At 66.2% G+C, this 14042-nt stretch carries 12 protein-coding genes; 5 read left to right on the plus strand and 7 right to left on the minus strand.

The features are described from left to right. The first annotated feature begins 229 nt into the window (after positions 1–229). Positions 230–742 (plus strand): hypothetical protein, encoded by a 513-nt coding sequence (locus tag AC3WLF_RS04315; protein ID WP_492321429.1) that lies wholly within the window; start codon positions 230–232, stop codon positions 740–742. 12 nt (positions 743–754) lie between these two features. Here AC3WLF_RS04315 and AC3WLF_RS04320 read toward each other — a convergent pair whose 3' ends face one another. Then, entirely contained in the window at positions 755–1345 is a 591-nt protein-coding gene (locus tag AC3WLF_RS04320; protein WP_010812915.1) for a peroxidase-related enzyme, read from the minus strand. Positions 1346–1525: 180 nt separating this feature from the next. Between AC3WLF_RS04320 and waaC the strand changes: the two genes are divergently transcribed. Next, the gene (gene waaC, locus AC3WLF_RS04325; RefSeq protein ID WP_010812916.1) at positions 1526–2512 is read left to right on the plus strand and encodes a lipopolysaccharide heptosyltransferase I; all 987 of its coding nucleotides are present in this window, start codon (positions 1526–1528) and stop codon (positions 2510–2512) included. Between the two features lie 58 nt (positions 2513–2570). Here waaC and msbA read toward each other — a convergent pair whose 3' ends face one another. Continuing rightward, positions 2571–4301, minus strand: coding sequence for a lipid A export permease/ATP-binding protein MsbA (msbA, locus tag AC3WLF_RS04330; RefSeq protein ID WP_492321445.1), 1731 nt, complete (start codon positions 4299–4301; stop codon positions 2571–2573). A gap of 91 nt (positions 4302–4392) precedes the next feature. After that, the gene (locus AC3WLF_RS04335) at positions 4393–5166 is read right to left on the minus strand and encodes a glycosyltransferase family 25 protein (RefSeq protein WP_492351763.1); all 774 of its coding nucleotides are present in this window, start codon (positions 5164–5166) and stop codon (positions 4393–4395) included. 299 nt (positions 5167–5465) lie between these two features. On the opposite strand from AC3WLF_RS04335, the gene AC3WLF_RS04340 reads away from it, so the two are divergent. Together AC3WLF_RS04340 and AC3WLF_RS04345 are read left to right on the plus strand one after the other, a co-directional pair. Continuing rightward, positions 5466–6245, plus strand: coding sequence for a glycosyltransferase family 2 protein (locus tag AC3WLF_RS04340; RefSeq protein WP_492357879.1), 780 nt, complete (start codon positions 5466–5468; stop codon positions 6243–6245). A 37-nt stretch (positions 6246–6282) separates the two neighbouring features. Continuing rightward, positions 6283–7356 carry a glycosyltransferase family 4 protein gene (locus AC3WLF_RS04345; protein WP_492321426.1) on the plus strand — a complete coding sequence of 358 codons (1074 nt, stop codon included), beginning with the start codon at positions 6283–6285 and terminating at the stop codon, positions 7354–7356. Positions 7357–7375: 19 nt separating this feature from the next. Here the strand turns inward: AC3WLF_RS04345 and dnaE are convergent, their stop codons facing one another. Beyond that, positions 7376–10888, minus strand: coding sequence for a DNA polymerase III subunit alpha (gene dnaE / locus AC3WLF_RS04350; protein WP_492357880.1), 3513 nt, complete (start codon positions 10886–10888; stop codon positions 7376–7378). Positions 10889–11095: 207 nt separating this feature from the next. Between dnaE and AC3WLF_RS04355 the strand changes: the two genes are divergently transcribed. Beyond that, complete coding sequence (locus tag AC3WLF_RS04355; protein WP_492357881.1) at positions 11096–11944, plus strand: sulfurtransferase; 849 nt, start codon at positions 11096–11098, stop codon at positions 11942–11944. Positions 11945–11956: 12 nt separating this feature from the next. Here the strand turns inward: AC3WLF_RS04355 and AC3WLF_RS04360 are convergent, their stop codons facing one another. From AC3WLF_RS04360 to trmD, 3 genes are all read right to left on the minus strand, one after another. After that, the gene (locus tag AC3WLF_RS04360) at positions 11957–12637 is read right to left on the minus strand and encodes a CoA pyrophosphatase (protein WP_010812923.1); all 681 of its coding nucleotides are present in this window, start codon (positions 12635–12637) and stop codon (positions 11957–11959) included. A 154-nt stretch (positions 12638–12791) separates the two neighbouring features. Further along, positions 12792–13184, minus strand: a complete 393-nt coding sequence (gene rplS / locus AC3WLF_RS04365; RefSeq protein ID WP_492321423.1) for a 50S ribosomal protein L19 — start codon at positions 13182–13184, stop codon at positions 12792–12794. Between the two features lie 75 nt (positions 13185–13259). Beyond that, positions 13260–14042: a tRNA (guanosine(37)-N1)-methyltransferase TrmD gene (gene trmD, locus AC3WLF_RS04370; protein WP_492357882.1), complete on the minus strand. Its 783-nt coding sequence runs from the start codon at positions 14040–14042 to the stop codon at positions 13260–13262.

Genomic DNA, 14042 nt, shown 5'->3' on the forward strand with positions numbered 1-14042 from the left:
CGCATTCCGCATCTGTGTATCAAGCTGTTTACGAACGTAACCGCGCTGCAGCGCCTGCGCGTGTCCGCTAGCGTCCGTCTCCTTACGGACTCGGTGATGGTCCTACTCCAATTCCGTTTGCCATCCGCTATAACTAAGCCAACGTAGTCAGCGGCATCCGCACGGATGCCGCGCCCGGCTTGCCGCCCCGATGCGGGGCGCGGCCCGGTCGGCAAGCAAGGAGTCCGGCATGAACGCCACGAACCATGGGACCTGTCTGCTGGCCCTTCTGTTGTCGGTGGCGTGCGCGCCATTGCCGATTGCCAAGCGCGCCCCCGCACCGCCGCCCGAGGCGAAGGGCGAAGCGGTCGCCGCCGCGCCCAAGGAGCGCGCCACCCCGATCGCGAACAAGACCATCAACATTGCCGCCGCCTGCAAGCGCACCGAGGAAGACGGCTTCCGCGAAGACGCGCTGATGGACGTCAAGGCCAACGAGGTGCGTGCGCTCAAGTGGAAGCTATGGGTATCGCGGCGCGGCAGTTGCGAATTCAACCTGGCCGAGTTCCGCCAGGTCCGCGCGACCCCGCACATCGAACTGCAGGCCATCGACGGCAGCCAGTGCAAGCTGCTGGTGTGGCAGGATCCGCGCCGCGTGACGCTGGCCCATAACCGCTGCGAGAAGCACTGCACGCCCGGCATCTACGAGCAGGCGTGGCCGGTGCTGTTCGACCCCAAGAGCGGTGCCTGCGCCGAGGTGCGCTGAGCCGCTGCGGCGTTACTTCGCTTTCGGCACCCGGCCCATCAGGTAGAACTCGTCGTTCGGGCGCATGCTGACGGTGTTGGCCATCCGGTTCGACAGGCCGAAGAACGCCGTGATGGCGGCAATATCCCAGGCATCCTCCTCGGAAAAACCGTGCTCGCGCAGCGCAGCAAAGTCGGCATCGCCGACTTCATGCGACGCCTTGCACACCTTCATCGCAAAGTCGAGCATCGCGCGCTGGCGCTGCGGAATATCCGCCTTCAGGTAGTTCACCGCCACCTGGTCCGCCACCAGCGGCTTCTTCTCATAGATGCGCAGGATCGCGCCATGCGCCACCACGCAGTACAGGCACTGGTTGGCGCCGGAAGTCGCCACCACGATCATCTCGCGCTCGCCCTTGGTCAGGCCGCCCTCCTTGAGCATGAGCGCGTCGTGGTAGGCGAAGAACGCGCGGAACTCGTCGGGACGGTGCGCCAGCGCCAGGAAGACGTTGGGGACGAAGCCGGCTTTTTCCTGGACTTCCAGGATGCGGGCGCGGATGTCGTCGGGGAGGTCGGTCAGCGCGGGAACGGGGTAGCGGCTGATGGCGAATGCCGGGTCGGACATGGTGGTCTCCTGTTGGATAGGCGTCATCGATCGTGGGCTTCTGATGCAGATACTAACGGATCGGCATGAGTGTGGCGGGCGCCATGTCGCCCATGCATCGCACGGACACATGTCCCCTGCATAAGGCATACTACGCACCTTCCGAACCAGGCGGGCACACTGCCCATCATACTGTTCCTGATGAAACGTATTCTCATCGTCAAGCTGACCTCTCTCGGCGACATGGTGTTCACCCAGCCGCTGGTCGCGGACCTGCAGCGGGCCTTTCCCGGCGTCAAGATCGACTGGATCGCCGACTCATATTGCGCCGACGTGCCGCGCTGGAATCCGAATATCGAGCGTGTGATTTCCGCGCCGCTGCGCGGCTTCAAGAAATCGCGCAATTGGGCTGGCTTGCGTGCGATCTTCAGTGCGCTGCGTGAACTGCGCCGCGAGAAGTACGATGCGGTGCTGGACGTCCACGGCGTCTACAAGAGCGCCATCGTGACGTTCCTGGCACGCACGCGCAATCGCTATGGCTACCCCGTGGCAGAGTTGGGCGAGAGCGGCGCACGCTTCGCCTACAACCATGTGTTCCAGCCATTTGTCGAAGAAGATTGCGCGCGGCAGCGGATGCGCCGCGCCGTCAGCCGCGCCCTGGGCTATGAGCTGACCAGGGACATGGACTACGGCCTGGAGATGCCCGCAGACACGCCGGCGCCGGCCGCCAAGGGTCCGTACGCGATGCTGTTCCATGCCACCTCGAGCGAGGAAAAGAAGTGGCCGGTCGCCGACTGGATCAGCGTGGGCAGCGCGATCTCGGCGCGCGGGCTGCGCGTGCTGGTGCCCTGGGGCAACGACGCGGAGCGCAAGGAAGCCGAAACCATCGCCGCCAGCGTGCCCAACGCCGAAGTGATGCCACGCCTGAGCATCACCGGCGTGGCGCAGATGGTAGGCAAGGCATCGCTGGTGGTTGGCATGGACACCGGCTTCGTGCATATCGCCGATGCGCTGCGCCGCCCGACCGTGATCCTGTTCACGACCACGTCGCGCCACCTGTACGGCGTCGATGCGCCGGGCCGCGCGGTCTCGCTGGGCGGCGGCGGCGTGGTGCCGCGGCGGGATCAGGTGCTGGCTGCCATCGATGAAGTGCTGGGCGTGCAGCCGCCCGTCACCTCGCCAAACTGAGCACGAAGGAAACGACAAAGGCCGGCGCAAGCGCCGGCCTTTGTCGTTGGCAGGTCCGTTACCCTTGCTGCGTCGCGAACTGGATCCGGTGCAGCCCGGCGTACAGGCCGTTGGCCGCCAGCAGCTGCGCGTGCGTGCCCTGCTCCGCCACGCGGCCGTGGTCCAGCACGGCGATGCGGTCGGCGTTCTCGATGGTGGACAACCGGTGCGCAATCACCAGCGTGGTCCGGCCCTTCATCAGTTCCTCCAGCGCCGCCTGGACCTGGCGCTCGGACTCCGAATCCAGTGCCGAAGTCGCCTCGTCCAGGATCAGGATGGGCGCGTTCTTATACAGCGCCCGGGCAATCGCCAGCCGCTGGCGCTGGCCGCCGGACAACTTCATGCCGTTGTCGCCGATATTGGTGTTCAGGCCCTCCGGCAGCCCCTTGACCGTTTCCGTCAGGTAGGCGGCCGCCAGCGCGCGCTCAACGCGGGCCATGTCGATCTCGCTGTCGGATTGCGCGCCATATGCCACGTTGGCGGCGACGGTGTCGTTGAACAGCACCACGTCCTGGCTGACGAAGGCAATCTGGTTGCGCAGGTCCTTCAGCGACAACTCGGTCAGCGGCGTGCCATCCAGCAGGATGCGCCCGCCAGTCGGGTCGAAGAAGCGCGGCACCAGGTTGACCAGCGTGGTCTTGCCGCTTCCCGACGGACCCACCAGCGCCACCACTTCGCCCGGACTGACGCGCAGGTCAATGCCCTCCAGCGCGGCACGCGATGCTTCACCGTAGCGGAAGCCGACTTGCTCGAAGGCAAGTTCGCCACGGGCACGATCCAGCATCTTGCCACCGTCCTGCGGCTCGATCGGTTCATCGATCAGCCGGAAGATCATCTCGGCTGCGGTGATGCCGCGCGTCAGCGGCTGGTTGATGTCGGTCAGGTGCTTGAGCGGCGAGATCAGCAGCAGCATCGCCATCACAAAGCCGGTAAAACCGCCCACCGTGGTCTGGTTGGCCTGCGCCTGCACCATCGCAATGGTGATGATCACCGACAGCGCCAGCGCGGCCAGGAAGGCCGTGACCGGCTGGTTCAGCCCGCCGGCAACCGCCATGCGCATCGAGTAGTTCTTGAGCCGCTCGGCCACGGTGCGGAAGCGGCCCATCTCGTAGGCCTCGCCGCCGTGCAGCTTGACCACCTTGTAGCCGCCCACGGCCTCTTCCACGACATAGGCAGCGTTGTTGGTAAAGGCCTGGTGATCGCGGTTGAGCTTGCGCAGCCGGCGGTTGATCTTCGACATCAGGTAGCCGATCACCGGCAGGATCACCGCCACGATCAGCGTCAGGCGCCAGTTGGTATAGAACAGGTAGATCAGCAGCGCCACAACCGTCAGCGAGTCCCGCACCAGCGTGATAAAGACGCTGGTCAGGATCTGCAGCACCTGGTTGACCTCGAAGATCACGGCATTGATCAGCGAAGCCGCCGTGTTGCGGTGGAAGAACGACGCCGGCGCCTGCAGCAGGCGCTCGAACATCTGCAGGCGCATCTTCAGCAGCACGCGGTTCGAGATCAGGTTCAGCAGGTAGCCCGAGGCAAACTGCGCCAGGCCGCGGATCAGGGCCACGCCGGTCAGGATGGCGGGGACATGCCACAGCGTGCCGGCGTAGTCGCCGCCGAAGCCCTTGTCGAGCAGGTCATTGACAACCTTGGGGATCACCCCTTCGCTGCCCGCGACCACGGCCATGGCGAGGATAGCGCCGATGAAGATGCGTAACTCGGGGCGCAGGTAAGACCAGAGCCGGCTGGCCATGCTGGACGGCACGGCGGCACCTGGCGAAATGGGCGGTTTGGATGTGGTCACTGATATGTCTTGTGTGTGGAGGCGGCGTGCCGGCCCGGCGCTAGCCCGGCCGCTTCTGCCGGGCTACCCGAAGGAAGGGCCTGACGATGAGCTGGAACAGGAAGCGCTGATAGACGTAGCGGCGCAGATAATAGCCGATGCTGCGCTGAGCCTTGTCGGTGGCGTCCAGGTCGGCGCGATGCGTTTCGAGCGACGAGGTCTCGGCCAGCTCGGTCAGGCCGATGCAATATGGCACCACCGCACTGACCGACACCAGGCCCTGCTTTTCGAAGGCCGACCAGTAGTCGGCCGCGCACCACATCGGCTGCAAGCCCGCCAGCAGCCGTTGCGCTGCGGCGCGCGTCACCACGTAGCCGTGCGCGCGCCACCATTCGCCGTAGCGCCTGACCAGGCGTCGTTCACCGCCGAGCCTGCGGGCACCCCAGCGGGTGTACTTGTCGACATGGGACAGCAGCACCACCTCGGCCCGGTCCGGATCCAGACGCGACTCCAGGTCGGCCAGCACGGTTGCCAGGTCGGGGCCGGGCGAAGCATCGTCCTCCAGCACCAGCGCAAAGGCGGCGCCGTCGTCAAGCATCTTGCGGTATACACCGAGGTGGCTCAACCCGCACCCGACCTCGCCCCGGCTCATGGGGCGGTAGCGCGCGGCGGCGGCGGCGGCATCGTACTTGCTGGCCACTTCCTGCTCCGCCAGCACGCGGCCATCCACGGCCCGGAACACCTGGAACGGGATGCCAAGGCCCGCCAGCTGGCCGGAAATGCGCTCCCGGCGTTCCCGCGCGGAGTCGAGATTGATGACGTAGGCGCCGATCATGCGGCCAGCACCTGTGTGTCCGGTCTTGCCCGGATTGCAGCCGGCGACAGAGAGACCAATGCTGCACGCGCAGGCAGAAGGAAGACTTCTTCCATCCCGGCGGAACGGAACAATTGTGCTCGTATCATCAATTTGAGTTTCAGGAAGCGGCCCGCTAGCCGACTCGATGGCATCAGGGTGCGCGGAGGGCGCCATGCGCCAGTGCGGTAGAATACGCGGTCTCGATCCAGCGCCTGGCGCCGTGGGCGACTCCGGCGGCCCGTCGGTCTTGTCCGACCTGCGTGCCTCCCCTATGTTCCATGAGAGTCTCGGCCGTCATCATTACCAGGAATGAAGCTCACAATATCGGGCCATGCCTCGAAAGCGTGTCCTGGTGCGAAGAGGCGATTATAGTGGATTGGGCCAGCACGGATGACACTGTGGCGATTGCGCGTGCCGCCGGCGCCACCGTCATCCAGACCGACGACTGGCCTGGCTTCGGCCCGCAGAAGAACCGCGCGGTTGACGCCGCCACGGGCGACTGGATCCTGAGTCTCGATGCCGACGAACGTGTCACGCCCGCCCTGCGCGACGAGATCCTGGGCCATCTGAAGCGGGCCGACGCCCACGCGCTTGCGCTGCCGCGCCTGTCAGCGTTCTGCGGCACCTTCGTGCGCCACGCCGGCTGGTACCCGGACTATGTGACCCGCGTCTTCCGCAAGGGCCGCGGCCGCTTCACGGATGACCTGGTCCACGAACACCTGAAGGTGGACGATCCGGTCACCCATCTGCGCGAGCCGCTTGTCCATTACAGCTACCGCACACTGTCGGACGTGCTGCACAAGATCGACAGCTACTCCAGCGCAGGCGCGCAGCAGGCCTACGCGCGGGGCAAGCGTAGTTCGGTGGCGTCCGCCGCGGGGCACGGCCTGTGGGCCTTCATCCGGACCTACCTGCTCAAGCGCGGCTTCCTGGACGGCAGCGCAGGCTTCGGCGTGGCGCTGATGAATGCGCAGGCAAGCTACTACAAGTACGCCAAGCTGGCGCAGTTGCAGGCCGACACCAGCCTCAAGGCAGCCGCCCCTGAGGTCACCCGTTGAGGCGGCCGGCCGCCCCTCCCCTTTATTCCATGCATCGATGAAAGTTGGCATCTCCTGCAATCGCTTCGGCGCTGGCGGCGGCCTGGAACGCTATGCGCTCGACATCAGCCGGGCCATGGCAGGCCGCGCCGGCACCGAGGTGTCGGTCTACGCGCGCCGCTTCGACGCCGGCGTGGCAGAGTCGGCCGGCATTGCCCCGCACCGGATCGTGGTGTCGTGGCTGCCTGGCAAGCTGCGCGACCGCTACTTCTCGTGGCGGCTGCAAGCGCGCCGTCCCGCGGACGAAGTGCTGATTGGCTGCAACCGCGTGCGCGGCTCCGATATCGCCATCTGCGGCGGCACCCATCGCGGCTATCTCGGCGCGCGCGGCACGACAGCGCGCCGCTCCGACCAGTGGCAGATCGACCTGGAGAGTGCGCAGTATGCTGGCGCGCACCGCGTGGTGGCACATTCGGCGCTGATGCGCCGCGAGGTGATCGAGCTGTACGGGATGCCGCCGGACCGCGTGGAACTGATCTACCCGCCGGTCGACACGCAGCGCTTCACGCCGGTCGACGCCGACGCGCGCGCCGCGTTGCGCCGTGAGTTCGGTTTCGGTGACGATGAGGTCGTGTTCCTGTTCCCGTCCTCGGGCCATGCCCGCAAGGGTTTCGACCTGCTTGCCGACTATTTCTCCAAATCGGACCTGCCGATCACGCTTGCCGTGGCCGGCCGTCCGGTCGGGCGCACCATCCCGCGGGTACGGGAACTGGGCTACAGCAGCCGCATCGACGCGCTCTACCGCGCCGCGGACTTCACCATCCTGGCGTCGGGCTATGAACCGTTCGGACTGGTCGGCGTGGAATCGGTGCTGTGCGGCACACCGCTGGTCTTTGCCGACAATATTGCCTGCCTGGAGGTGATCCGGCCGCAGGCGGTGCATGCCTTCGCACGCGATCGCGCCGAGACGCTCGACCGCGCGATTCGCGCCGCGGTCGACGCGGCACGCAGCGGCCAAGGCCGGCTGGCGGATCCGATGGCGATGCTCGACTACGATCCGGGCATCGAGGCCCACGTCGACGCGCTGCTAGCGCTGGCGGCCAGCGCGCGCGCCGCCCGGCAGGCGGCCTGAGACCGCCGCTGCCGTCGGTTTATTCGTAGAGGGTGCTGACGCTGTCCGGCGACAGTGCCAGCCGCAACGCGGTCAGCGCCTCGTCGGAGGGCACCACCTTCCAGTCCGCTCCGAGCATGGCCTCGCACGAAGCCGCCGCCGACTGGTAGTGGATGCGCACCGGCAAACCCTGTCCACCGCTGGCGCGGGCCAGGTGCGGCATCAGCAGTTCACGCAACATCCCGGTCGACGAATTCCCATTCATCGACAACCGCACGGCGCTGGCAAACCTGACGCGTGCGGCCACCAGGTCCATCACCGATTCCGCCGTAAACCTCACCCCACCGGTAAACGTATCGTGCCGCGCATTCCCCGTGGCGATCAGCAGCTCATCCTCGCGGAACATGTGCCGGTTGGCGTCGAACAGCTCGTTGAACACCGTCATCTCGACCAGCCCGGTGCCGTCGTCCAGCGTGACGATCACCATCTTGCCGCGCTGGGTCATCTGCGTGCGGACGCCGCTGATCACGCCGGCGATGGTCTTGCCGCGCACATCGCGGCCGAAGCCGCCGCCGTTGCCCTGCACTTCCTTTTCCAGCGCCGCCAGCGTGCCCTTGTTGAAGCGGCGCACCTCGTCGCGGTAGGCATCGAACAGATGGCCTGAGAAGTAGTAGCCGAGCGCCTGCTTTTCTTCCTGCAACGTGCGCTTGGGACTCCAGCGCGGTTCGTCGAGCAGCTCGGGGCGGTGCGCATCGCCGGCATCGCCCATCAGGTCGAACAGCGACACCTGGTTGGCGGACTCGGCCTTCTGCTCGGCGGCCTCCATCGCGATCGGCACCGAGGCCAGCAGCTGGGCGCGGTTGTCGTTCAGGCTGTCGAAGGCGCCGGCGCGGATCAGCGCCTCGATGGTGCGGCGATTGACCTGGCGGCGGTCGACGCGTTCGCAGAAGTCGAACAGATCGGTGAACGGCCGCTCCTCGCGCGCGCGCAGGATATCTTCGATCGCGCCCTGGCCGCTGCCCTTGATGCCGCCCAGGCCGTAGCGGATGGTCTTGGGATCGGTCGGCGCGAAGCGGTATTCGCTGGCGTTGACGTCCGGCGGCAGCACCGCGATCTTGTTGAGCTTGCAGTCCTCGTAGAGGATCTTGACCTTGTCGGTGTCATCCATGGCCAGCGACATGTTGGCTGCCATGAATTCGGCCGGATGGTGGGCCTTGAGCCAGGCGGTGTAGTACGCCAGCAGCGCATACGCGGCCGCGTGCGACTTGTTGAAGCCGTAGCCCGCGAACTTCTCCATCAGGTCGAAGATGTCGTCGGCCTGCTGCGCGGAGAGGCCGTTCTTGTCGGCGCCTTCGCGGAACATGACGCGATGCTGGGCCATCTCCTCGGGCTTCTTCTTGCCCATGGCGCGGCGCAGCAGGTCGGCGCCGCCGAGCGAGTAGCCGCCGATGATCTGCGCCATCTGCATCACCTGCTCCTGGTAGACCATGATGCCGTAGGTCTCTTTCAGGACGGGTTCGACGCGCGGATCCGGGTACTCCACCTTCTCGCGGCCGTGCTTGCGCGCGCAGAAGCTGGGGATCAGGTCCATCGGGCCCGGGCGGTACAGCGCCACCAGCGCGATGATGTCCTCGAAGCGGTCAGGCTTGGCGTCCTTCAGCATGCCCTGCATGCCGCGGCTTTCCAGCTGGAACACGGCGACCGTGTTGGCGGTCTTGAGGATATCGAAGGCGGGACTGTCGTCGAGCGGGATATGGCTGCAATTCCAGTCGGCCTTGCTCGGATCGAGGCGGCGGATATAGCGCTCGGCCCAGTCCAGGATGGTCAGTGTGGTCAGGCCCAGGAAGTCGAACTTGACCAGGCCGGCGGCCTCGACGTCGTCCTTGTCGTACTGGCTGACCACGCCGCTCATGCCGTCGTTCTGCGCGCCCTGCGTGTACAGCGGGCAGAAGTCGGTCAGCCTGCCGGGCGCGATCAGCACGCCGCCGGCGTGCATGCCGACGTTGCGGGTCATGCCTTCGACGCGCTGTGCCAGCTCCAGCAGCTGGCGCACTTCTTCCTCGTTGTTCTCGCGCTCGGTCAGCAGCGGCTCTTCCTTCTTGGCTTCCTCGATGGTGACCAGCTTGCCCGGCTTGAACGGGATCAGCTTGGCGATGCCATCGACAAAGCCGTAGCCGAGATCGAGCACGCGGCCCACGTCGCGCACCGCGGCCTTGGCCGCCATGGTGCCGAAGGTGGCGATCTGCGATACCGCGTCCTTGCCGTACTTCTCCTTCACGTATGTGATCACGCGATCGCGGCCGTGCTGGCAGAAGTCGATGTCGAAGTCGGGCATCGAGACCCGTTCCGGGTTCAGGAATCGCTCGAACAGCAGCGCGTACTTGAGCGGGTCCAGATCGGTAATGCCGAGCGCATACGCGACCAGCGAACCGGCGCCCGAACCGCGGCCCGGTCCCACCGGCACGCCGTTGTTCTTGGCCCAGTTGATAAAGTCCGCCACGATCAGGAAGTAGCCGGGGAAGCCCATCTTGATGATGGTGCCGGTCTCGAACTCCAGCCGTGCGTAGTATTCCGGGCGCTTGGATTCGCGCACCGCCTCGTCGGGGAACAGCACCACCAGGCGCTTCTCCAGCCCGTCCTTGGCCATGTAGACCAGGTAGTCGTCCAGCGACATGCCGTCGGGCGTCGGGAACAGCGGCAGGCGCGGCTTGCCCAGTTCCAGCGTCAGGTTGCAGCGGCGCGCGATCTCGACCGCGTTCTCCAGTGCCGAGGGGATGTCGGCGAACAGCGCGCACATCTCGTCCTGGGTCTTGAAGTACTGGTCAGTGGTAAAGCGCCGCGTGCGGCGCGGATTGGCCAGCAGCTCGCCCTCGGCGATGCACACGCGCGCCTCGTGCGCGGTGTAGTCGTCCGGCGTCATGAACTGCACCGGATGCGTGGCCACCACCGGCAGTTGCAGTTCCGCCGCCAGTTGCACGGCCTGCTGCACGTAGGCATCGGTGCCGGCGTTGCCGGCGCGCTGCAGTTCGATGTAAAAGCGTTGCGCGAATACCGTGGACCAATGCTGTGCCGCGCGGCGCGCACCGTCGGCATTGCCGTTGGCCAGCGCCATGCCGATATCGCCACCCATTGCGCCCGACAGGGCGATCAGGCCGGTCGCGAGCGGCAGGTTGTCCTCGCCGGGTTCCAGGAACCAGGCCGGATCGATCTCGGCGCGGCCGCGGTGCTGGTTGCCCAGCCACGCGCGCGACAACAGCATGCACAGGTTCAGGTAGCCGCGGCGGTCCTGCACCAGCAGCAGCAGGCGCGACGGCTTGTCGCGGTCTTCGGCGTTGGTGAGCCAGACGTCGGCACCGACCACCGGCTTCACGCCCTTGCCGCGCGCCTCCTTGTAGTAACGGATCAGCCCGAAGGCGTTGGCGAGGTCCGTCAGGGCGAGCGCGCCCATGCCGTCGGCGGCAGCGGCCTTGACGGCGTCTTCCAGGCGGACGATGCCGTCCACGATGGAGTATTCGGAATGCAGGCGGAGGTGTACGAAGCGGGGTGCGGACATGGGCGACATTGTACCGGCTCGGGCCGCTGGCATGCCTCCGATATTGCGTGCAGGCGGCCTGGCGCGAGGGCCCGGCATAGCCGATCGGAGTGCTTGGGAATGCGCGGCGGCGGCGCCCGCACGCGTTATAATTTCGCCTTTCCAATCAGGCAGTTATCGCAAGCCGTCGGCGCCCTCCGGGACGCGGCCGTGCAGGCGCAGTCTCCCATGCAGATCGTCAATATTTCCGCTTACAAATTCGTCTCGCTGGACGACATCGAGACCCTGCGCCCGGCCATGCGCGAGCGCTGCGAAGCGGCCGGCCTGAAGGGCACGATCCTGCTCGCGCCCGAAGGCATCAATATGTTCCTGGCCGGGCCGCGCGCAGCCATCGACGGTTTCATGGCCTGGCTGCACGCCGATGCGCGCTTTGCCGATATCGCGCCCAAGGAAAGCCTGTCGGAAAACCAGCCCTTCAAGCGCATGCTGGTGCGCGCCAAGAAGGAAATCATCACCATGAAGATGCCGCTGATCCGCCCCGAGGAAGGCCGCGCGCCGTCAGTGCGTCCGGCCGACCTGAAGCGCTGGCTGGACCAGGGGCACGACGACGAAGGCCGCCCGGTGGTGATGCTGGACACGCGCAATGATTTCGAAGTCGCGGTTGGCACGTTCGAAGACGCCGTGGAATATGACATCGCCAAGTTCAGCGAATTTCCCGAGGCGGTGGCGGCCCACAAGGCGGAGCTGGAAGGCAAGACCGTGGTGTCGTTCTGCACCGGCGGCATCCGCTGCGAGAAGGCGGCGATCCATATGCAGGAAGTCGGCGTCGAGCGCGTGTACCAGCTCGAGGGCGGCATCCTGAAGTACTTCGAGGAAGTCGGTGGCAGCCATTATCGCGGCGACTGCTTCGTCTTTGACTACCGCACCGCGCTGAACCCCAGCCTGGAGCCGGCCGGCCCCAAGCAGTGCTTTGCCTGCCGCGCGGTGGTCACGCCGCAGGAGCAGCAAAGCCCGCACTACGTGGTCGGCAAGAGCTGCCCCCACTGCATCGGCAGCAATGACCAGGCCGCAGCGTAAGAAGCCGGCGGCTCAGGCCGCCAGCAGGTGGTAAAGATTGCGCAGCATGCCCGCGGTGGCACCCCAGATAAAGCGGTGGCCGCCAGTCTCGCGCGGATAGGGCATGGCGTAGAACACCCGCTCGCCGTCGACCCAGCGGAACAGCCGCCGTTCATGGTGGGACGGGTCCATCAGGAACGCGAGCGGCACCTCGAAGACATCGGCAACCTCCGAGGCATCCGGGCGCAGCGTGAAACCGTCGCGCACCAGCCCTACCACGGGGCTCACGTGGAAACCGGTGCCGGTGATGTAGTCCGGCAGCGCACCCAGCACTTCGACATAGTCGCGCGCCAGCCCCACTTCTTCCTCCGTCTCGCGCAGCGCGGTGTCGATACGGTTGACATCCCATGACTCCTGCCGCCCGCCCGGGAAGCTGATCTGCCCGGCATGCGCGCTCAGGTTGGCATTGCGCTGCGTCAGCAGCACCGTCAGGCCGTCATGGCGCTCCACCAGCGGCACCAGCACGGCGGCGTCGCGCAGCCCGCGGCTGCGGTCATAGACGCGCGATTCATCGGTCAGCTCCGGCGCCCAGGCCGGCGGCACCCGGAAGCGGTGCCGGATAAAGTCCACCTCAAGCCGCGGCGCGCTCAGGGCGCCGTTGCGCAGGTCGGTGTCGATGACGGGGAGGGATTCGGGATCGAAAGCAGGACGCATAACATCGCAAGTATGACAGAAGCGCGCATTCTGGCGCTGCAGCAAAAACGCCTGCCGCTTCCATCGTTTGTGCCGCGCCAATGCAAAAAGGGCACCCCGGGGGTGCCCTTCCTGAGGAAACGCTGGCCGGGCTGCCCCGGCCGGCGTGCCCAGCTTACTGCGCAGCCTTGGCAGCGACAGCAGCCTTCGACACCAGCTTCTCCTTGATACGTGCGGACTTGCCCGAACGCTGGCGCAGGTAGTACAGCTTCGCACGACGCACGTCGCCGCGACGCTTCACTTCGATGGCAGCGATCAGCGGCGAGTACAGCTGGAACGTACGTTCCACGCCTTCACCCGACGAGATCTTGCGCACGATGAAGGACGAATTCAGGCCGCGGTTGCGCTTGGCAATCACGACGCCTTCGTAGGCCTGCACGCGCTTGCGGTTACCTTCCACCACGTTCACGCTGACGATCACGGTGTCGCCAGGTGCGAATGCGGGGATGGTCTTGTTCGCGGTCAGACGCGCGATCTCTTCCTTCTCGATCTGCTCGATGATGTTCATCGTTTTTTCTCCGTAGCCATCGTGCCGGCGTTGTATGCCCCAGGCGTTGCCCGGGCCCCGGCAGAGGATGGGGTTTTACCTGGCGGGGGTCTCCCCCCGCCCTTCCTTCGCCGCCCATTCCGACAAGAACTTCTCGTCAGCCCGGGTCAGCAAACCTTGTTTGCGAGCGGCCTCGATCAGATCGGGGCGCTTGCTCGCGGTATTGGCCAGCGCCTGCTGGCGCCGCCATTTCTCGATCTCGGCGTGATGGCCCCCGAGCAGGATCTCGGGCACCCGCACGCCTTCATATTCTTCCGGCCGCGTGTAGTGCGGACAATCCAGCAGGCCGTTGACGAAGCTGTCCTGCACGGCCGACTGCGCATCGCCCAGCACGCCGGGCAGATGCCGCACCACGGCGTCGATCAGCGCCATCGCCGGCAGTTCGCCGCCCGACAGCACAAAGTCGCCGAGGCTGATTTCCTCGTCCACGCGGCGGTCGATCAGCCGCTGGTCGATGGCCTCATACCGGCCGCACAGCAAGACCAGGCCCGGCCGTTCGGCCAGCTCCATCACCTTGGCATGCGACAGCGTCTTGCCCTGCGGCGACATCAGCACCACATGCGGCTCTGGCACGCCGACCTGCGCCTGCGCCGCCACCGCGGCATCGATCGCGTCATCCAGCGGCTTGGCCAGCATCACCATGCCGGGGCCGCCGCCGTAAGGACGATCGTCGATGGTGCGGTAGTTGTCGACCGTGAAATCACGCGGATTCCAGGTACGCAAGCCATAGCGCTGCTGCTTGGCCGCCCGGCTGGTGATACCCCAGTCGGTCAGCGCGCGAAACATGTCGGGAAACAGCGTGATCACATCGAACTGCAT

This window comes from Cupriavidus sp. FW306-01-F10A (assembly GCF_058782785.1).